Origin of the sequence: Pseudarthrobacter humi (genome assembly GCF_024294965.1) — a bacterium.
GTDB classification, from domain to species: Bacteria; Actinomycetota; Actinomycetes; order Actinomycetales; family Micrococcaceae; genus Arthrobacter; species Arthrobacter humi.
This window is the reverse complement of record NZ_JANCLV010000002.1, coordinates 343,301-362,278: the sequence shown is the minus strand read 5'-3', so window position 1 is coordinate 362,278 and position 18,978 is coordinate 343,301. Positions and strand designations below refer to the sequence as shown.

General features: G+C 65.1%; 17 protein-coding genes and 1 tRNA gene. All 18 read left to right on the top strand.

Translation table 11 applies throughout. The annotated features are described in order from the left end of the window. The first annotated feature begins 187 nt into the window (after positions 1 to 187). The 18 genes from NFC73_RS04630 to NFC73_RS04545 all read left to right on the top strand — a co-directional run bounded on the left by NFC73_RS04630 (position 188) and on the right by NFC73_RS04545 (position 18,773). Entirely contained in the window at positions 188 to 1,297 is a 1,110-nt protein-coding gene (locus NFC73_RS04630) for a BMP family lipoprotein (RefSeq protein ID WP_443703139.1), read from the top strand. Between the two features lie 177 nt (positions 1,298 to 1,474). After that, a complete protein-coding gene (locus NFC73_RS04625; protein ID WP_254747973.1) occupies positions 1,475 to 3,112 on the top strand; it encodes an ABC transporter ATP-binding protein in 1,638 nt (545 codons plus the stop codon). Then, positions 3,105 to 4,472, top strand: a complete 1,368-nt coding sequence (locus NFC73_RS04620; RefSeq protein WP_254747971.1) for an ABC transporter permease — start codon at positions 3,105 to 3,107, stop codon at positions 4,470 to 4,472. Before NFC73_RS04625 ends, NFC73_RS04620 begins: the two co-directional genes overlap by 8 nt. After that, the gene (locus NFC73_RS04615) at positions 4,469 to 5,794 is read left to right on the top strand and encodes an ABC transporter permease (RefSeq protein ID WP_254747969.1); all 1,326 of its coding nucleotides are present in this window, start codon (positions 4,469 to 4,471) and stop codon (positions 5,792 to 5,794) included. The genes NFC73_RS04620 and NFC73_RS04615 overlap by 4 nt, the downstream gene beginning before the upstream one ends. A gap of 57 nt (positions 5,795 to 5,851) precedes the next feature. Continuing rightward, positions 5,852 to 6,223: a cytidine deaminase gene (locus NFC73_RS04610; protein WP_246848783.1), complete on the top strand. Its 372-nt coding sequence runs from the start codon at positions 5,852 to 5,854 to the stop codon at positions 6,221 to 6,223. Further along, on the top strand, positions 6,198 to 7,511 hold the full coding sequence (locus NFC73_RS04605) for a thymidine phosphorylase (protein ID WP_254747967.1): 1,314 nt from the start codon (positions 6,198 to 6,200) through the stop codon (positions 7,509 to 7,511). Before NFC73_RS04610 ends, NFC73_RS04605 begins: the two co-directional genes overlap by 26 nt. Before the next feature lie 5 nt (positions 7,512 to 7,516). After that, positions 7,517 to 8,146 carry a DedA family protein gene (locus NFC73_RS04600; protein ID WP_141139840.1) on the top strand — a complete coding sequence of 210 codons (630 nt, stop codon included), beginning with the start codon at positions 7,517 to 7,519 and terminating at the stop codon, positions 8,144 to 8,146. 103 nt (positions 8,147 to 8,249) lie between these two features. Continuing rightward, entirely contained in the window at positions 8,250 to 8,990 is a 741-nt protein-coding gene (locus NFC73_RS04595) for a DedA family protein (RefSeq protein ID WP_254747965.1), read from the top strand. A gap of 27 nt (positions 8,991 to 9,017) precedes the next feature. Continuing rightward, a complete protein-coding gene (locus tag NFC73_RS04590) occupies positions 9,018 to 10,166 on the top strand; it encodes an adenosine deaminase (protein ID WP_254747963.1) in 1,149 nt (382 codons plus the stop codon). Positions 10,167 to 10,227: 61 nt separating this feature from the next. After that, positions 10,228 to 10,806 carry a MazG nucleotide pyrophosphohydrolase domain-containing protein gene (locus tag NFC73_RS04585; RefSeq protein ID WP_254748257.1) on the top strand — a complete coding sequence of 193 codons (579 nt, stop codon included), beginning with the start codon at positions 10,228 to 10,230 and terminating at the stop codon, positions 10,804 to 10,806. A 132-nt stretch (positions 10,807 to 10,938) separates the two neighbouring features. Further along, a complete protein-coding gene (gene eno / locus NFC73_RS04580; RefSeq protein ID WP_254747961.1) occupies positions 10,939 to 12,219 on the top strand; it encodes a phosphopyruvate hydratase in 1,281 nt (426 codons plus the stop codon). 134 nt (positions 12,220 to 12,353) lie between these two features. Beyond that, entirely contained in the window at positions 12,354 to 13,019 is a 666-nt protein-coding gene (locus NFC73_RS04575; protein WP_254747959.1) for an FtsB family cell division protein, read from the top strand. A gap of 28 nt (positions 13,020 to 13,047) precedes the next feature. Next, entirely contained in the window at positions 13,048 to 13,719 is a 672-nt protein-coding gene (locus tag NFC73_RS04570) for a DUF501 domain-containing protein (RefSeq protein ID WP_254747957.1), read from the top strand. Continuing rightward, positions 13,716 to 14,663 carry a Ppx/GppA phosphatase family protein gene (locus NFC73_RS04565; RefSeq protein ID WP_254747955.1) on the top strand — a complete coding sequence of 316 codons (948 nt, stop codon included), beginning with the start codon at positions 13,716 to 13,718 and terminating at the stop codon, positions 14,661 to 14,663. Before NFC73_RS04570 ends, NFC73_RS04565 begins: the two co-directional genes overlap by 4 nt. A 50-nt stretch (positions 14,664 to 14,713) precedes the next feature. Next, the gene (locus tag NFC73_RS04560) at positions 14,714 to 16,090 is read left to right on the top strand and encodes a S8 family serine peptidase (protein ID WP_254747953.1); all 1,377 of its coding nucleotides are present in this window, start codon (positions 14,714 to 14,716) and stop codon (positions 16,088 to 16,090) included. 38 nt (positions 16,091 to 16,128) lie between these two features. After that, positions 16,129 to 17,628, top strand: a complete 1,500-nt coding sequence (locus NFC73_RS04555) for an NAD(P)/FAD-dependent oxidoreductase (RefSeq protein ID WP_254747951.1) — start codon at positions 16,129 to 16,131, stop codon at positions 17,626 to 17,628. A gap of 106 nt (positions 17,629 to 17,734) precedes the next feature. Then, complete coding sequence (locus tag NFC73_RS04550) at positions 17,735 to 18,679, top strand: N-acetyltransferase (protein ID WP_254747949.1); 945 nt, start codon at positions 17,735 to 17,737, stop codon at positions 18,677 to 18,679. Positions 18,680 to 18,699: 20 nt separating this feature from the next. Further along, positions 18,700 to 18,773 (top strand) — tRNA-Leu (locus tag NFC73_RS04545). Positions 18,774 to 18,978: the final 205 nt, after the last annotated feature.

Here is an 18,978-nt window from a genome sequence, read left to right as displayed (position 1 = left end):
CAAAATCTCAACAATCTTCGGGATCCGGCTCCAATGTGGTAGCGGATGTGTTGCAGCCCACTAATGTTGCTTGTATCAGTGCGCTTCGGCGCAGTGCTGCGAAGCCCTCAGTGAAAACAGAATTTCAGTGTAGAAACGGACACTCATTGAATTCGAGTCGTAGCGCAACACTCTCCCTGGAGGAAAATTGAAGAACACACTGCGCGCTACGTTCAAGCGCGGTTCAATGGCAGGCATGGCCTCAGTGGGTGCCACAGCACTCCTGCTGACCGGCTGCGGCGCGGCACCTGACGCCGGTAGCACCGCCACCGAAACAGCGAGCGACTACACCGGCTGCATCGTCTCGGACTCCGGCGGATTCGATGACCAGTCGTTCAACCAGTCTTCCTATGATGGGCTGAAGAAGGCCGAGGCTGACCTGGGCATCAAGGTCAACCAGGCCGAGTCCAAGTCCAACAACGACTTTGAGCCAAACCTCCGTGCGATGGTTGCCGCCAACTGCGACCTCACCCTGACCATCGGCTTCCTCCTGGGTGACGCCACCAAGGCCCAGGCCGCGGCAAACCCGGAAAGCCACTTCGCCATCGTCGATTTCGGTTACGACCCGCCCCTCAGCAACGTCAAGCCGATCATCTACGACACCGCCCAGGCAGCCTTCCTGGCCGGTTACCTGGCAGCAGGCACCACCAAGACAGGAAGTGTGGCCACGTTCGGCGGCAGGGAGATTCCCACCGTGACCATTTTCATGGATGGGTTTGCCGACGGCGTCAAGTACTACAACGAGCAGAAGGGCAAGGACGTCAAGGTCCTTGGCTGGGACAAGGCGACCCAGGACGGAAGCTTCACGGGCGACTTTGAAAAGCAGGACAAAGGCAAGCAGCTCACCCAAAACTTCCTTGACCAGGGCGCGGACATTGTGATGCCCGTCGCCGGTCCGGTAGGCAAGGGAGCCGGTGCAGCCCTGATGGAGGCGAAAGCGGCCGGCAAGGACGTCAAGATGATCTGGGTTGACTCTGACGGATTCCTGACCGCACCCGAATACAAGGACATCATGCTTTCCTCGGTCATGAAGCTGATGGGCGAAGCCGTTGAAACCGTGGTCAAGGACGACAAGGAAGGCAAGTTCACCAACACCCCCTACGTGGGCACATTGGCGAACGACGGCGTCCAGCTGGCACCGTTCCACAGCTTCGACGGGCAGGTCCCGTCCGACCTGAAGTCCGAGCTGGACCAGCTCAAGAAAGACATCGTCGACGGCAAGCTGAAGGTCGAGTCAGCGGCAAGTCCCAAGGTATAGTCATCCTCGCCAAGCGCCACCCCCGGATGGTCATCGACTGCCCGGGAGGTGGCGCTTTGCGTTGGAATTCGCCGTCGGCGAGACCGTCCACGCAGGACTGCACGCACTAGGCTGGTGCTGCAGCCACTTATCCCGTCCGGTGGGGATTCACCGGACGCTTCGAGATTGGTCAGAGTTTTGAAACTTGAACTCAGAGGGATCACCAAACGCTTCGGCTCCCTGCTCGCCAACGATCACATCGACGTGGTGGTTGAACCCGGACAGATCCACTGTCTGCTGGGCGAGAACGGGGCTGGCAAGTCCACCCTGATGAATGTGCTGTACGGGCTCTACGAGCCCTCTGAGGGCGAAATCCTCATCGACGACAAACCGGTTTACTTCCGCGGCCCCGGAGACGCCATGGCCGCCGGCATCGGCATGGTGCACCAACACTTTATGCTCGTTCCCGTGTTTACCGTGGCCGAGAATGTTGCGCTCGGCGCCGAGTCCACCAAAGCCGGCGGTTTCCTCAACCTGGACGACACCCGGCGCAAGATCAAGGAGATCTCTGACCGCTACGGGTTCGACGTCGACCCTGACGCCCTGGTGGAGGACCTCCCGGTGGGTGTCCAGCAGCGGGTGGAAATCATCAAAGCCCTGGTCCGCGACGCCAAGGTCCTCATCCTGGATGAACCCACGGCAGTGCTGACGCCCCAGGAAACCGACGAACTGCTGGACATCATGCGCCAGCTCAAGTCCAACGGAACCTCGATAGTCTTCATCTCGCACAAGCTGCGCGAGGTGAAGGCTGTCTCGGACACCATCACCGTGATCCGGCGGGGCAAGGTTGTTGGTTCGGCGCATCCAGGTGCCTCCACCGCGGAGCTGGCCTCCATGATGGTGGGCCGCGCCGTCAGCCTCACACTCGAGAAGGCACCCGCCAGCCCCAAAGAGAAGACTTTCCAGGTCAAAGACCTCACAGTCATCGCTCCGAACGGGCAGCACACCGTGGACGGCCTCAGCTTCGACATTGCCCGGGGAGAGATCCTGGCCGTCGCAGGCGTCCAAGGCAACGGCCAGACCGAACTTACCGAGGCCATCCTCGGACTCCAGGACCGCGTCCACGGCTCCATCCTCCTGGACGATGTGGAACTTGTTGGCCGCAGTGTGAAGGAGGTTCTTAACGCCGGCGTCGGCTTCGTTCCGGAAGACCGTTCTGTTGACGGCCTCATCGGCACGTTCTCGATCGCCGAAAACCTGATTCTTGACCGGTACGATCAGCCGCCGTTTGCCAAGGGCATCAGCATGAGTCCGGCGAAGGTCCTGGAGAACGCCAAATCACGGATCGACGAGTTCGATGTCCGGACACCCTCGGGCCTGCTGGCGGCCGGCACGCTCTCGGGCGGCAATCAACAGAAAGTGGTCATGGCACGGGAGCTGTCCCGGCCGCTGCGGCTCTTCATTGCCTCGCAGCCCACCCGGGGTGTGGACGTCGGGTCCATCGAGTTCCTTCATAAACGGATCGTGGCGGAACGCGACCAGGGCACGCCTGTCATGATCATCTCCACCGAACTGGACGAGGTCATGGAACTAGCCGACCGCATCGCCGTGCTCTATAAGGGCAAGCTGGTGGGAATCGTTCCGGCAGGGACCGGACGCGGCGTCCTGGGCCTGATGATGGCAGGGATTTCCGCGGAAGACGCTGCCGGCGCAGACCACGCCGGCCTGGTGAAAGCTGACACGCCGGCCACTGAAACGCCCCCGGCCGACACGACGGATGCCGCTACCGCAAAACGCCGCGGAACCTCCAGCGCCGAAGGAGGCGATCATGCCTGAAGAGCGACACCCTAAGCATGCGGACCAGCATGCGAAAGCGGACGAGCCGACCCCGGCGGCGGACGAAACCGCCGCCGGGGTGGCCGTGGACACGGCCGGCGGCGCCATCAGCCCTTCAGCCGTACCAGCCAGCGCCCAAAGCGGAAAGCTGCCCGGCGGGCCGGACACGCTGCTCCGGAAGATTTTCACCGGCAGCGGCATGGTCTCAGTCCTGGCGGTGCTGCTGGCACTTGTGTTGGGCGGACTGTTGATCGCCGCTACGGACGAGCGCGTCAGCACCACCTCGGCGTATCTGTTCGCCCGGCCCACAGACTTCCTCTCCGCAGTCTGGCAGGCCGCCACACAGTCCTACATTGCCTTGTTCCAGGGCTCGGTCTTCAACCCCCGGGGTTCCAGCCTCGCGGTCCAGTTCGCGCCGCTGATGGAAACCCTCACCATCGCCACACCGCTCATCACGGCAGGCCTCGGCGTCGCGCTCGCGTTCCGGGCCGGCCTGTTCAACATTGGCGCCCAGGGCCAGATCATCATGGCCGGCATCCTGGCGGGCTGGGTCGGTTTCGCCCTGCACCTTCCGTTGGGCCTGCACCTGTTGCTCGTTCTTGTGGCAGGAATTGTGGGAGGCGCCCTCTGGGGTGGCCTGGTTGGTCTCCTGAAGGCCCGGACAGGTGCCCACGAAGTCATCCTGACCATCATGTTCAACTACATTGCCCTGTACTTCCTGGGATACCTGCTGAACACTCCGGCGTTCCAGCGTCCGGGGGAGTCCAACCCGATCTCGCCCATCCTGGACGCAACCGCCGTGTACCCCCAGATTTTCGGCTCCCAGTATCGCCTGCACCTGGGCTTCGTCCTGGCCATCGCGGCCACCGTCCTGGTGTGGTGGCTGCTGAACCGCTCCACCGTCGGCTTTGAATTCCGGGCCGTGGGAGCCAATCCGAAGGCTGCCCTGACCGCCGGAATCAACGTCTCCCGCTCAACCATCCTGGTCATGGCCATCGCCGGTGCGCTGGCGGGAATGTCCGGCGTGGCCCAGGTGGCGGGCACGGAAAAGGTCCTGACCGACGGTGTCGCGGCAACGTACGGGTTTGACGCCATCACGGTGGCGCTGCTGGGACGTTCGACGCCGTGGGGCACCTTTGCTGCCGGCCTGTTGTTCGGTGCCTTCCGCGCCGGTGCCGTGCAGATGCAGATCCAGACCGGAACGCCCATCGACATCGTCCTGGTGGTCCAGTCGCTGATTGTCCTCTTTATCGCGGCACCTCCGCTGGTCCGGGCAGTCTTCGGGCTGAACCCCCGCCGCAAGAAGCCGGCCAGGGCCGGAAAATCCCAGCAGGCAGCAACCACCGGAGGCGCAGCATGAGCGCAACAGCAACTTCGCCCCTGCCGGGACGCGGAACCCCAGGCACAGTGCCCCAGGCCGGGGAGGCCCAGGCAACATCCGGCAAACCGGTCCTCTGGAAAACCCCAGTCCTGCTCTCGGCGCTGGGACTCGTCGCCTTCATCTTCTTCGGCCTGATGGGACCAGCTCAGACCGCAAGGTTCGGAATTTCCACCGGCGGGGATTTTTTCCAACTGCCAGTGCTGGAAATTCCCGCAATGCCGGGCGGCATCATCCTCTCCGTCCTGATGCTTGGGTTGGCGGCCTACTCCGTCTTCCTGAAGACCAAGGCCCGGCCCACTCCGGCCTGGCTGACCGTCACTTTTACGGTGCTGTTTGTGGCAGCCTTCCTCATCTGGGTGGTGGGCGGTGCCCGGACGCCCAGCATTTCGCTGGCCGGACTCATCGCCGGTTCGGTCACCCTGGCCGTCCCGCTGGTGTTCGGCTCTTTGTCCGGCGTGCTGTGCGAGCGCGTCGGGGTAGTCAACATCGCCATCGAGGGCCAACTCCTGGGCGGCGCCTTCACCGCGGCAATCGTGGCCAGCATTACGCAGAACCCCTTCGTGGGCCTGCTTGCGGCCGCTGTGGCCGGCGCGGCGGTGTCCATGGTGCTTGCGGTGTTCAGCATCAGATACCTGGTCAACCAGATCATCGTCGGCGTGGTGCTCAACGTCCTGATTTCCGGCGTCACCGGCTTCCTGTTCAGCACCGTTATGCAGGCGGACAAGGCAAAGTTCAACTCACCGCCCGGCCTGGACATCATCCCGATTCCCATCCTCTCCGGAATCCCGATCCTCGGCCCCATCCTGTTCAAGCAGTCGCTGGTTGGCTACCTGATGTACGTCGCCGTGATCGCTGTCTGGGTTGGGCTGTTCAAAACCAAGTGGGGCCTGCGGGTCCGCGCTGTGGGTGAACACCCGCAGGCAGCCGACACGATGGGCATCAAGGTCAACGCCACGCGCTTCTGGAACGTGACCCTGGGTGGTGCCATTGCAGGAATCGGTGGCTCGTTCTTCACGCTCGTGGCGATCGACAGCTTCACGAAGGAGATCTCCGGCGGACGAGGCTTCATCGCACTCGCCGCGCTGATCTTCGGACGCTGGAACCCGATCGGCGCGTTCTTCGCAGCCCTGTTGTTCGGTTTTGCGGACAACCTGCAGAGCATTGTGACCATCATCGGAACCCCGGTGCCGAGCCAGTTCATGGCCATGCTGCCCTATCTGGTGACGGTGCTGGCCGTGGCCGGGCTGGTGGGCCGGTCCCGGCCACCGGCAGCCAGCGGCATACCGTACGTGAAGGGCTGAGCCTTGGCCGAGAGGTTCGTAGATTGGAAAGCCCTGGAATCGGCCGCGGTCGCCGCCATGGAACGGGCCTATGCGCCGTATTCGAAGTTCCCGGTGGGGGCGGCAGCCCTCACCGAGGACGGCCGGATCATCAGCGGCTGCAACGTCGAGAATGCCAGCTACGGCCTCACCCTGTGCGCCGAGTGCGCATTGGTGGGGCAGCTCCACATGAGCGGCGGCGGACGCCTGACCGCCTTCTATTGTGTGGATTCCACAGGCAAGGTACTCATGCCGTGCGGGCGCTGCCGACAACTGTTGTATGAGTTCCGGGCACCGGGTATGCAGCTCATGACGACGCAAGGCATCAAGGCCATGGACCAGGTGCTGCCCGATGCCTTTGGTCCGGAAATTTGGAGGAACACCGATGACACAAGCAAGCGAACCGTTTGATGCTGTCCAGATCATCAGCATCAAGCGGGACAAGGGCACCTTGAGCCCGGAGCAGATCGACTGGACCATTGACGCGTACACCCGCGGGGTCATCGCCGACGAACAGATGGCCGCGTTGAACATGGCCATCCTGCTCAACGGCATGGACCGCGCCGAAATTTCGCGCTGGACGGCGGCGATGATCGCCTCGGGCGAACGGATGGACTTCGGCGGCCTCCGGCGGCCCGACGGCGGTGTGAAGGCTACCAGCGACAAGCATTCCACCGGGGGAGTGGGGGACAAGATCACGCTGCCGCTGGCACCGCTGGTGGCAGTGTTCGGTGTGGCCGTGCCGCAGCTGTCCGGGCGCGGGCTGGGCCACACCGGCGGCACCCTGGACAAGCTGGAATCGATCCCCGGCTGGCGGGCGGCCCTGAGCAACGACGAAATGATGGCGCAGCTTCAGGACGTGGGAGCCGTGATCTGCGCTGCCGGGGCGGGGCTGGCGCCGGCGGACAAGAAGCTCTACGCACTGCGGGACGTCACCGGCACGGTCGAGTCGATCCCGCTGATCGCCTCCTCGATCATGAGCAAGAAAATCGCCGAAGGCACGGGGTCCCTCGTCCTGGACGTGAAGGTGGGCAGCGGAGCCTTTATGAAGGACGAGGCCCGGGCACGTGAACTGGCCGAAACCATGGTGGCCCTCGGCAAGGACGCGGGAGTGAACACCGTGGCCCTGCTGACTAACATGAGCACTCCGCTCGGCCTCACGGCAGGCAATGCGATCGAAGTGGAGGAATCCGTGGAGGTCCTGGCCGGCGGCGGGCCGGAGGACGTCGTCGAACTCACCGTCCGGCTGGCCGAAGAGATGCTGGCCTGCGCTGGCGTGCACGACGCCGATCCGCGCGCCGCATTGAAGGACGGCCGGGCCATGGACGTCTGGAACCGGATGATCGAAGCGCAGGGCGGCGATCCGCGCGCCAAGCTGCCGGTCGCGAAAGAATCCGAAGTCATCTACGCCCCGGCCGACGGTGTCCTGGTGGGGCTCGATGCCTTGGCAGTGGGCGTTGCGGCGTGGCGCCTCGGCGCGGGACGTGCCCGCAAGGAAGATGCCGTCCAGGCCGGTGCAGGGATCCGCATGCATGCAAAGCCCGGTGCCATGATCCGTGCCGGCGAGCCGCTGATGACGCTGCTCACGGACACGCCGGAAAAGTTCGCACGCGCCAAGGAATCCCTTGAACACGCCGTCACGGTTGCCCCGGAAGGGTCGCGCCCGGCCCAGCAGCTCATCATCGACCGAATAGCGTAGGGACAATGCAGGCCATCAATGAATTCATCCTTGCCGCCGCCGGGCAGCCGTGGGTGCTCCTCCTTGTGCTGGCCTGCTGCCTGATCGACGGGTTTTTCCCGCCTATCCCCAGCGAATCCGTGGTGGTGGGCCTGTCCGCAGTTGCCGCCACCGCGGACGTCCCCAATCCCTGGCTTCTGATGGCCGTCGCGGGCCTGGGCGCTTTCTCCGGCGACAACATCGCGTACCTCATTGGACGCCGGGTGGGTACCCGGCGCTGGCACTGGATGCGCGGACCGCGGATGCAAAGTGCCTTCCGCTGGGCAGGAGACGAGCTGAGGAAGCGGCCGGCGTCCCTCATCCTGGTGGCGCGGTTCATCCCTATCGGAAGGGTCGCCGTCAACCTCACGGCGGGCGTGACCCACTATTCGCACGTGCGCTTCGTTGGCCTGACGGTCCTGTCCGCTACGCTCTGGGCCTCCTACTCGGTGGGCATCGGGCTGTTCTTCGGCCAGTGGTTCGAAAACAACCATCTGCTCGGCGCGGCCATCGCAATCGTCTGCGCCGTGGGCCTTGGAATCGTGGTGGACCTGATCATTAACCGCATCCGGGGAAAGGCTCCTGTGGTGGAGCGGCTGAAGGATCCGGAAGCCTAGGGTTTGCGCGTCCGCGCGTAGCGGGCAGGGTCCCGGGCATGGGACACTGGAGAGCGACTTACGTCACTTCCGGCTGCATCATTTCGTCTAGGAGCAAGACCGCGTGGAGTTTATTAATGAGGCCGTGCTCCATGCAGCGGGCCAATGGTGGATCTACCCGGTCCTTCTGGTGTTCTTCTTCATCGACGGCTTTGCCATGGTGGTCCCCAGCGAGACGCTGATAGTGGCGTTGGCCGCGTTTTCCCGGCACAGCGGTGAACCGAATCTCTGGATCCTGGGCGCGACAGCCCTGGTCGGTGCCATCGCCGGTGACAACATGGCCTTTATGCTCGGCCGCAGGATCGGCCTTGACCGGTGGAAGTGGATGCGGCGGCCCAAAGTGCAGAAGGCCTTCGGCTGGGCACGGTATGAACTCGAAAAACGCGGCGCCGTCCTGATTTTCACTGCGCGCTACATTCCCTGGGGCCGGGTGGCGGTCAACTATGTGGCCGGCAGTACCGGCTTCGCGCACCGCCGGTTCTTTCTGTTGGACGCTTTCGCCTGCGTCACCTGGGTGGGGTACTCCATCGGCATCGGGATCCTGGCCAGTTCCTTCCCCTGGCTCCACAACAACCCGCTGCTCAGCGCCGGCATTGCCGTGGTGTTCGCCATCGTGCTGGGCATCCTGATCGACCACCTTCTGCGCTGGTGGCACAAGCACCTGGCCCGCAACGACGCAGAAACCGTGGATGAATGGCTCGACGGCGGCCCGGAAGGTTCCGTGCCCGCGCACACGGCGGCTTCGCCGCTGCTGGCGCCCTCGCCGGCCGAGGTGGAGCAGCACGGAAAGAACCGGCTGGCATAAGCCGTCTGCCGACCCTAAGGTTGGATGGTGACTGAGCCTATTGTTGACGCTGCCCCTGCCATCGATTTCGACCTGAAGAGCCTGCCTAAGGTTTCGCTTCACGACCACCTGGACGGTGGTCTACGTCCAGCCACCATCATCGAACTGGCCGCGGCCGTTGGCCACACGCTGCCGTCCACGGACCCGGTGGCCCTGGGCCAGTGGTTCCGCGAGTCCGCGGATTCCGGCTCGCTGGTCCGCTACCTGGAGACGTTCGACCACACAGTCGCCGTGATGCAGACCAAGGAAGGCCTTACCCGCGTAGCCAAGGAATTCGTCGAGGACCTCGCGGACGACGGCGTGGTGTACGGCGAAGTGCGCTGGGCACCGGAGCAGCACCTCCGGAATGGCCTGTCCCTGGACGAGGTTGTCGAAGCAGTCCAGGAAGGCCTCGAAGCCGGCGTCGACGCCGTGACCGAAAGCGGCCGCGAAATCCAGGTGGGCCAGCTGATCACCGCCATGCGCCACGCGGACCGTGGCCAGGAAATCGCCGAACTGGCTGTCCGTCACCGCAACAAGGGCGCTGTGGGCTTTGACATCGCCGGAGCAGAAGACGGGTTCCTCCCGTCCCGGTTTAGGGACGCCTTCACGTACCTCGCCCAGCACAACTTCCCCGCGACGGTGCACGCCGGCGAGGCCGCCGGACTCGAAAGCATTCAGTCCGCCCTCGTTGACGGCCGGGCACTGCGCTTGGGCCACGGTGTCCGGATCGCCGAGGACATCATGGTGGAGTTCGACGACGAAGACGACGACGCCGCGGGCGACGAGGACAGCATCGGCCTGGTCACCCTGGGCGATCTGTCCAGCTGGGTCCGCGACCGGGGCATCGCCCTGGAGATCTGCCCGTCATCGAATCTCCAGACCGGAGCGATCGCCGGTTTCGGTGAGGGCATCGAGAGCCACCCGCTGGACATGCTGTACCAGCTGGGCTTCAACGTCACCATCAACACCGACAACCGGCTGATGAGCGGCGTCACCTTGACGGACGAGTTCGAGCTCCTCGTGGAAACCTTCGACTACGACCTCGACGATCTGCTGGAGCTCACACTCAACGCTGCCGAGGCCTCCTTCCTGCCGCTTGAAGAGAAGGAAGCGTTGGTGGAGTACATCAACGACGCCTACGACAACCTTGGCTGAGCAGGCTCCCATCGATCGGCTGGTCTCTGTCGTGGCCCAGCTGCGGGAGCACTGTCCGTGGATGGGCGCCCTCACCCATGCCTCGCTGGTGGAGTACCTCCTGGAGGAGGCCTTTGAGGTCATCGAGACCATCGAAACCGGCGCGGACGACGTGGAGCTCCGGGGCGAACTGGGCGACGTGTTGCTTCAAGTGGTGCTGCACGCCCGGCTCGCCGAGGAGCGGGGCACGTTCACGTTCGACGACGTCGCGCGCGGGCTGAGTGCCAAAATGGTCCGCCGCAATCCCCATGTCTTCCGGCCTGACGGCACGCTGCAGGACAGGTTCCCTGCCTCGGTGGCGGAGATTGTCCGGAAGTGGGACGCCGTGAAGACCGCGGAACGTCCGGAGCGGACGGGGCCCTTTGAAGGGATCCCGGACGCCCTGCCGGCCCTGGCGAAGGCGCAGAAGTTCCTTGACCGGGCCGAGCGAGCCGGATCTGTGGTTGAGCTTGCCGAAACACCGGGAGTCGCAACCGCAACGACGGAGGAGGAGCTCGGTGACCTGCTGCTCGCCGTCGTCGGCTCTGCCCGTGCCAAGGGATTCGACGCCGAACGGGCCCTTCGGGGCGCCATCCGGCGCCAGTTCGCGTCGCCATCATGACGTCCGGGTGATGGATAGGGTTCCGTAACCTGCACCACTCTCGACTAGGCTTGGTCCCTGACGAGGACGTCCCAGATTTAACGCTTTTTCCAGCTGTTCGTTCCCCCAAAATCGCCCATAAGGAGCACATCCATGGCGCTTATCGATGCCATCCACGCCCGCGAAATCCTCGATTCCCGCGGAAACCCGACCGTAGAAGTTGAAGTACTGCTCTCCGATGGCCAGATCGGCCGCGCGGCAGTACCCTCCGGTGCCTCCACCGGCGAGCACGAGGCTGTTGAGCTCCGTGACGGAGACAAGGGACGTTACCTCGGCAAGGGTGTCCAGAAGGCCGTTGACGCTGTCATCGACCAGATCGCTCCGGCACTGACCGGCTTCGACGCCACCGACCAGCGCAGCATCGACCAGGCCATGATCGACCTGGACGGCACCCCCAACAAGGCCAAGCTCGGCGCCAACGCCATCCTGGGCGTTTCGCTGGCCGTTGCCAACGCCGCTGCCGCCTCCGCAGACCTGCCGCTGTACAAGTACCTGGGCGGCCCCAACGCGCACGTCCTGCCGGTTCCGCTGATGAACATCCTTAACGGTGGCTCGCACGCCGACTCCGACGTGGACATCCAGGAGTTCATGATCGTCCCGATCGGCGCCGAGACCTTCTCCGAGGGCCTCCGCTGGGGCGTCGAGGTCTACCACAACCTCAAGTCCGTCCTGCAGGCCAAGGGCCTGTCCACCGGCCTGGGTGACGAAGGTGGCTTCGCGCCTAACCTGCCGTCCAACCGTGCTGCGCTGGACCTGATCCAGGAAGCCATCACGAACGCCGGCTACACCCCGGGCAAGGACATCGCCCTGGCACTGGACGTCGCCTCCTCCGAGTTCTTCAAGGACGGCGCCTACCAGTTCGAGGGCAAGGCACTGTCCGCCACCGAGATGAGCGCCTACTACGCCGAGCTCGTGGCCGACTACCCGCTGGTTTCCATCGAGGATCCCCTGGATGAGAACGACTGGGAGGGCTGGAAGACCCTCACCGACAGCATCGGTGACAAGGTCCAGCTCGTCGGCGATGACCTCTTCGTCACCAACCCGGCCATCCTGCAGCGCGGCATCGACACGAAGACCGCCAACTCGCTGCTGGTCAAGGTCAACCAGATCGGTTCACTGACCGAAACGCTGGACGCCGTGAGCCTGGCCCAGCGCGCCGGTTACACCACCATCACCTCGCACCGCTCCGGCGAGACCGAGGACACCACCATCGCCGACATCTCGGTGGCCACCAACGCCGGCCAGATCAAGACCGGTGCCCCGGCACGCTCGGAGCGCGTTGCCAAGTACAACCAGCTCCTGCGCATCGAAGAAGAACTCGACGACGCCGCACGCTACGCCGGCCGCAGCGCTTTCCCGCGTTTCAAGGGCTAGTAGCCGCGTAAACCTCTGACCGGTGGCTATGGTTGAAAGACCATAGCCACCGGTTTTTGTTTAGCCGGCATTGATTGAGCCGGCATCAAGCGCAGAGTTGCGGCCAGAGGCTTGCCGCACGTTTCAGGAGTGTCATGGCCACCCGCCGTCCCAAAGTTCCCAAAGCCGCTTCGAGGCATCAGGCCACCACGGACCCAGCCACGGAAGACGCCGGCGTCATCCGCGCCGATTTTGGCGGTACAGCCAGCAGCGCAAACGGCGGGAACAAGCGCAAAACCGGCCCGTCGTCCAGCGACGGAACATCCGCATCGGACACCAGGCTCCCGGCAAGCAAAGGGCAGGGGAGCGGCGGCAGCGGTAGCGCCGCGGGCAAGACACGGAAGCCTGACACCACCCAGGATGACAGCCAGCCGGTGCCCGCCAAGGCGTTCTCCGGCCGGATGCTGGCATTGGCGGTGGTCATGATTGCCATCACGACCATGCTGGCACCCACCGTGAAGATTTTCTTCGACAAACGTGCCGAACTGGCGGCCCTCAGCGCCGACATTGCCGCCCGCCAGGCCGAGCAGGACGGCCTGCGGCAGCAGATCTCGCGGTGGCAGGATCCGAACTACGTGAAACAGCAGGCCCGCGACCGCATTAACATGGTTATGCCGGGCGAATCCGGCTACTGGGTCTTCGGCAGCGATCTGCCGGCCGGAACAAGCAGTAGCCTGACCGCCACAGCAGCACAAGACCCCGCCGATCTGCCGTGGGTGGATTCCCTGTGGGAGTCCATCAGGCGTGCGGCCACAGACTGAACAGCTAGAGGAAGGATGGCCCGCGCCAGTGGAAGAAAACACGGCGACTGCGCCGGAGAAGTCCCGCCAGCCATCAGCACATGATCTTGAAGTACTCAGCAGGCAGTTGGGACGGCCCGTGCGCGATGTGGTGGAAATCCCGGCGCGCTGCGTCTGCGGCAACCCCCTCGTCGCCGCCACGGCGCCGCGGCTGAGCAACGGGACCCCGTTTCCCACCACGTTTTATCTGACGCACCCCGTCATCACTTCGGCGGTTTCCCGGCTGGAAGCTGCCGGGCTGATGAACGACATGAACGATCGCCTGAGCGCAGATGAGCCGCTCGCGGCCGCCTACCGTGCGGCACACGAGAACTATCTCGGAGCCCGCGCCGCCATCGGCAAGCGTTCGGGCATCGGGGCCGTTCCGGAGATTGACGGCATCTCGGCCGGAGGCATGCCCACCCGGGTCAAATGCCTCCATGTCCTGGTGGGCCACTCCCTCGCGGCAGGTCCCGGAGTGAACCCGCTGGGCGATGAGGCCATTGCCGGCATCAGCGAATGGTGGACCGCGGACCGCTGCTATTGCGACGGCGCCTGGGACACCGCCGGGGAGGCCCCGTCGAAGGATCTCAGCCGCCACGGGCCCCAGGGCCTGCCGGAGATCGTGGGCCGGCCCGCTCCGGTCCGCAAGCCCGCAGGAACCGACGAGGCAGGGGTATGACCCGCGTCGCCGCCATCGACTGCGGCACGAACTCGCTCCGCCTGCTCATCGCCGACATCGACCGCAGCAACGGGACAGCGAAGCTCACCGACGTTGTCCGCGAAATGCGGGTTGTCCGGCTGGGCCAGGGCGTGGACGCCACCGGCGAACTCGCCCCAGAGGCACTGGAGCGCACCTTCGCCGCCACCGCGGATTACGCGGCGATGATCCGCGAGCACGGCGCCGAGTCCGTCCGTTTTGTGGCCACCTCGGCCAGCCGGGACGCGCGCAACCGCCAGGTTTTTGTGGACGGGATCCGGGACTTGCTGGGCGTTGAACCGGAGGTCATCTCGGGCGATGAAGAAGCTGCCCTGTCGTTCGCCGGCGCCAGCAGTGTGCTGCCCATCCTTGACGGCGAGCAGGTGCTGGTCGTGGACCTTGGCGGCGGCAGCACGGAGTTCGTCCTCGGAACCTCGGACGGCGTCACGGCCGCGAAGTCCGTGGATGTCGGCTGCGTCCGCCTGACCGAACGGCACCTCCAGGACGATCCGCCCACGGCGGAGCAGATCGCCGCCGCGGAAGCCGACATCGACGCCGCCATCGCCCGGGCGGGGCTGGACGTTCCGCTGGAACGCGCCACAGCCGTCGTCGGGGTGGCCGGCTCGATCACCACCATCACCGCCCATGCCCTGCGGCTTCCGGAGTATTCGCCGGCGGCGATCCACGGGACGGAATTGTCCATCGGCACCATCACCGAGGCCGCTGCTGACCTCCTTCACATGACCAGGCGAGAACGTGCGGAACTGGCATATATGCACCCCGGCCGCGTCGACGTTATGGGTGCCGGCGGGTTGGTGTGGCGGCGCATCCTGGAGCGGCTGAATCAACTCACCGCGGGCCGGATCGTCACGGCCACGGCCAGTGAACACGATATTCTTGACGGAATTGCCCTGAGCATCCACTAACCTGAGCATCCACTAACCGGGCCTTCAGCCAACCAAGCATGGGAACCCACATGACCAGAGCAACAGCACGGTTCAGCCGCGCCGCCTCAGCTCTCCTGGCGATGACCCTTGCAGGCGTCAGCCTGGCCGCCGGACTGACCCTGGCGCCCGCGGCCAGGGCCGACGCTGAACGGGACAAACAGTACTGGCTTGGCGAAGCCGGAATCACGAAGGCCTGGGAAGTTTCCAAGGGCGCCGGAGTCAAGATCGCGGTGATCGACAGCGGCGTGGATGCCCAGCACCCGGACCTGAAGGGTGCCGTCACCGGGGGCTTCGATGCGTCCGGGGCCGGCAGCCCCAACGGGCAGAAAATCCTGGGGGTCAAGCCGGAACACGGGACCCTGGTAGCCACCATCCTGGCCGGCCGCGGACACCAGCCGGCCGGCGCCACCGCCTCGCCCAAACCCGGCCCGGCTGCCCCCGCCGGGCCGGACGGCATGATCGGCGTGGCTCCTGAAGCTGAGATCCTGTCCGTCTCAACATGGCTGGGATCGGCCAACCCCGCGGGCAAGAGCGATCAGGACCAGATCCCGGAAGCGGTCCGTTGGGCCGTGGACAACGGGGCCAAAGTCATCAACATTTCGCTGGGCAGCGCCACGCCGCAGTGGCCCCAGAGCTGGGATGCTGCATTCCTCTATGCCGAACAAAAGGATGTGGTGATCGTGGCCGCCGCCGGAAACCGGATCGGCGGCAACCTCCAGGTGGGAGCTCCCGCCACCATCCCCGGCGTCCTCACCGTCGCCGGCCTGGACCGCAAGGGCACAGCGAGCGTCGACTCCTCCTCCCAGGGGATCAGCATCGGTGTGGCGGCTCCGGCTGAAAACCTGCTGGGCGGGCTGCCGGGCGGCGGCTATGCAGAATGGGCGGGAACGTCCGGAGCTGCCCCGATCGTCGCCGGTGTGGCCGCACTCATCCGTTCCAAGTGGCCGGAGATGAGCGCCAGGCAGGTCATCAACCGGATCGTCAGCACGGCCAAGGACGCCGGTCCTGCCGGAAAGGACCCGCTGTACGGCTTTGGCGTGCTGAACGCCGAGGCTGCACTCAAGGACTCCGTTCCGGAAGCTGCGGCCAACCCGCTCGGCTCCATCTCGGACTGGATCCGGGTACACAGGCGCGGCAACCTGGGTGCGCCGGCGCCGGTGCCCACCGACGAAGTGGCCAGTGCCGTTCCCACCCTGCCCGAACCCACGGTGCCCGCGGCGGAGGCACCCTCACAGCGTGACAGTGCCGTTGGCGCCGCCGTCGTGATCGGTTCAGTGCTCCTCTTCGTGGTGATTATCGGGGCAGCCGTCTTCCAGCTGCGGAGGGCCGCCCGTAGCCCCGGAACGGCGCGTGAGGAACCGGATACCGGTGCGTTCCAAACCATTGATTCAGGCGGCAAAACGTAGTTAGTGAAGATTTTCACAAACTGTTGTATCCTTAAATCATGGCAACCACCCCAGAGCTCCAGGACCGTCCCAGGGTACTCGTCGTCGGCGGCGGGTACGTCGGCCTGTACGTAGCACTCAAACTGCAGAAGAAGATCGCGAATGCCGGTGGCATCGTCACCCTCGTGGATCCACTGCCCTACATGACCTACCAGCCCTTCCTGCCCGAAGTGGCCGGCGGCAACATCGAGGCCCGCCACGCAGTGGTCTCGCACCGCCAGCACCTGAAGCAGACTGAACTCATCCAGGGCAGCGTCACCTCGATCGACCACGCCAACCGCACCGCCGTTGTGGCGCCCGCGGACGGCGGAGAGCACATCGAGATCCCCTACTTCGACATCGTGGTGGCCGCAGGCGCCATCACCCGCACGTTCCCCATCAAGGGCCTGGCGGACAAGGGCATCGGCCTGAAGACCATCGAAGAGGCTGTGGCCCTTCGCAACAAGGTGCTGGAGCGCCTCGAGGCCGCCTCCACCATCGCGGACCCCGCTGCCCGCGCCAAGGCACTGACATTCGTGGTTGTCGGTGGCGGCTTCGCCGGCATCGAGTGCATCACCGAAATGGAAGACCTGGCCCGCGCCGCGGTCAAGAACAACCCCCGCATCCGCCAGGAAGAAGTACGCTTCGTCCTGGTTGAAGCCATGGGCCGCATCATGCCCGAGGTCACGGCGCCGCAGGCCGAATGGGTTGTGGAGCACCTCCGCAGCCGCGGCATCGAGGTCCTGCTGAACACCTCCCTGGACAGCGCTGAGGGCTCCCTGAAGCTCATCAACCTCCCGGACAAGTCCCTCGCCCAGGAATTCGAAGCCGACACGCTCGTCTGGACTGCCGGCGTGCAGGCCAACCCGATGATCCGCTCCTCCGACTTCCCGCTGGAACCCCGCGGCCGCGTCCGCGTTCTGCCGGACCTCCGCATCGCCGGCGACGAAGGCATCATCGACAACGCCTGGGCCGCCGGCGACATCGCCGCCGTGCCGGACCTCACGGGCAGCGGCCTGCCGGACGGCACCTGCGTCCCGAACGCCCAGCACGCACTCCGCCAGGCCAAGCGCCTCGCCAAGAACCTGTGGGCTTCGCGTTGGGACAAGCCGCTGAAGGACTACAAGCACAAGAATCTGGGTGCTGTGGCCGGCTTCGGCGAGTGGAAGGGTGTTGCCAACATCAACATCCTGGGCCGCATCGGCCTCAAGGGCCCGCTCGCCTGGCTGGCACACCGCGGCTACCACGGTATGGCCATGCCCACCATGGAGCGCAAGGTCCGCGTCATCATGGGCTGGATCCTCGCGTTCTTTATGGGCCGCGACACCACCCAGCTGATCGACCTCGATAACCCTCGCGGTGCCTTCGTGGCCGCTGCCACACCGGCTCCCAAGCCGGTTGCGGCTGCACCTGCCCCGGCAGCCAGCGCGCCGGAGGCATCCGCCGGAGCGGCAAAGCCCGGCTCTGCGGAGGCCACCAGCGTGGACCCCAAGCAGTCGGTCACCGCGGACGCCAAGTAACACCGGCATCCCGACGCACCATTTGTAACGCCCGATGGCGGCTGTCCCCTTGAGGGATAGCCGCCGTTTTGGCGTTTCCCGCCTGGCGTCCTTCTAGACTGGCAGCATGACTGGCGAAAAGAACCTCCAGACCCTGCTGGCAACACTGAAACCGGTACAGCGGGAGGGGGAGTACGTCTACGTCCTGTGGCCGCATGGCAGGCCGCTCGAGCCCGGCATCGAAGCTGCCGTCCGTGAGGCCGAGGGCCTGACGGTCGTCCTGCCGCGGGAAAGGGCAGAAAGCCTGGGGCTGCACTACGACTTTGTGGCGGCCTGGATCACCCTGGAAGTGCACTCTGCGCTGGAGGCTGTCGGCCTGACCGCCGCTGTCGGGAAGGCCCTGACCGACGCCAGGATCAGTTGCAACGTGCTGGCAGGCTTCCACCACGACCATCTGCTGGTGCCGGTGGCGGACGCACCACGCGCCGTCGAAGCCCTGGCTGAGCTGTCAGCGGCCAGCCGGCACGTGCCGCGGCCCGAGCTGCTGCTCAGGAACGAGACGGCTGCGGACAGGGACAAGATCCTCGCGTTGACGGGCGAGGCGTTCGCGGTCTCCCCGGTCACGGGCCTGCCGGTGGACGGGGAGCCCGAGGAGGTGGACGTGCTCCGCCGGCTCTTCGAATGCGAGGACTACCTGCCCGAGTTCAGTGTGGTGGCGGTGCTCGACGACGAGATAGTCGGCCATGTGATCAGCACGCGGGGCTGGGTGGGCGACTACGGGTTGCTGGGGCTCGGGCCCATCGGTGTGACACCAAGGCTGCAGCGCCATGGGATCGGCACTGCCCTCATGAACGACACCATTGCCCGGGCCAACGCTGCGGGGGAGGGCGGGATTGCGTTGCTGGGCAGCACCGAATACTACCCGCGCTTCGGCTTCGTCCCGGCTGCGTCCTTCGGCGTCCTCCCTCCCGACGCGGCCTGGGGGGACCACTTCCAGCTGCTCCCGCTGGCGGTCTGGCCCGGCGGGGTCCACGGGACGTTCCGGTACGCCGCACCGCTTGCGGGCGAATGACGGGATACCATAGACCGGGCGCCCCAGTAGCCCAATTGGCAGAGGCAGCGGACTTAAAATCCGCGTGTTGTGGGTTCGAGTCCCACCTGGGGTACAACTTCTCCCTAGGGAGTTCCTTCTGACGCGCCCTTCCGCGCCTGCTGCGTGACCTCAACAGACTTCTACCGTTCATTGATTTCGCATATGCAACGACTGTTATAAGGATGTGACCTCAGTCACTTATATCCGCCGAAGATATGCATTAGCTTGAAGTTAAATCAGGAACACCTGATCATCCGCGTCAAAGGCCGTTCGCACCT

Excerpts from the sequence above, each read along its gene's own strand:
- NFC73_RS04565 (WP_254747955.1), top strand. The coding sequence starts at position 13,716 with ATGACCCGCGTCGCCGCCATCGACTGCGGCACGAACTCGCTCCGCCTG.
- NFC73_RS04575 (WP_254747959.1), top strand. The coding sequence starts at position 12,354 with ATGGCCACCCGCCGTCCCAAAGTTCCCAAAGCCGCTTCGAGGCATCAG.
- NFC73_RS04560 (WP_254747953.1), top strand. The coding sequence starts at position 14,714 with ATGACCAGAGCAACAGCACGGTTCAGCCGCGCCGCCTCAGCTCTCCTG.
- NFC73_RS04600 (WP_141139840.1), top strand. The coding sequence starts at position 7,517 with ATGCAGGCCATCAATGAATTCATCCTTGCCGCCGCCGGGCAGCCGTGG.
- NFC73_RS04605 (WP_254747967.1), top strand. The coding sequence starts at position 6,198 with ATGACACAAGCAAGCGAACCGTTTGATGCTGTCCAGATCATCAGCATC.
- NFC73_RS04610 (WP_246848783.1), top strand. The coding sequence starts at position 5,852 with ATGGAACGGGCCTATGCGCCGTATTCGAAGTTCCCGGTGGGGGCGGCA.
- NFC73_RS04555 (WP_254747951.1), top strand. The coding sequence starts at position 16,129 with ATGGCAACCACCCCAGAGCTCCAGGACCGTCCCAGGGTACTCGTCGTC.
- NFC73_RS04615 (WP_254747969.1), top strand. The coding sequence starts at position 4,469 with ATGAGCGCAACAGCAACTTCGCCCCTGCCGGGACGCGGAACCCCAGGC.
- NFC73_RS04550 (WP_254747949.1), top strand. The coding sequence starts at position 17,735 with ATGACTGGCGAAAAGAACCTCCAGACCCTGCTGGCAACACTGAAACCG.
- eno (WP_254747961.1), top strand. The coding sequence starts at position 10,939 with ATGGCGCTTATCGATGCCATCCACGCCCGCGAAATCCTCGATTCCCGC.
- NFC73_RS04585 (WP_254748257.1), top strand. The coding sequence starts at position 10,228 with ATGGGCGCCCTCACCCATGCCTCGCTGGTGGAGTACCTCCTGGAGGAG.
- NFC73_RS04620 (WP_254747971.1), top strand. The coding sequence starts at position 3,105 with ATGCCTGAAGAGCGACACCCTAAGCATGCGGACCAGCATGCGAAAGCG.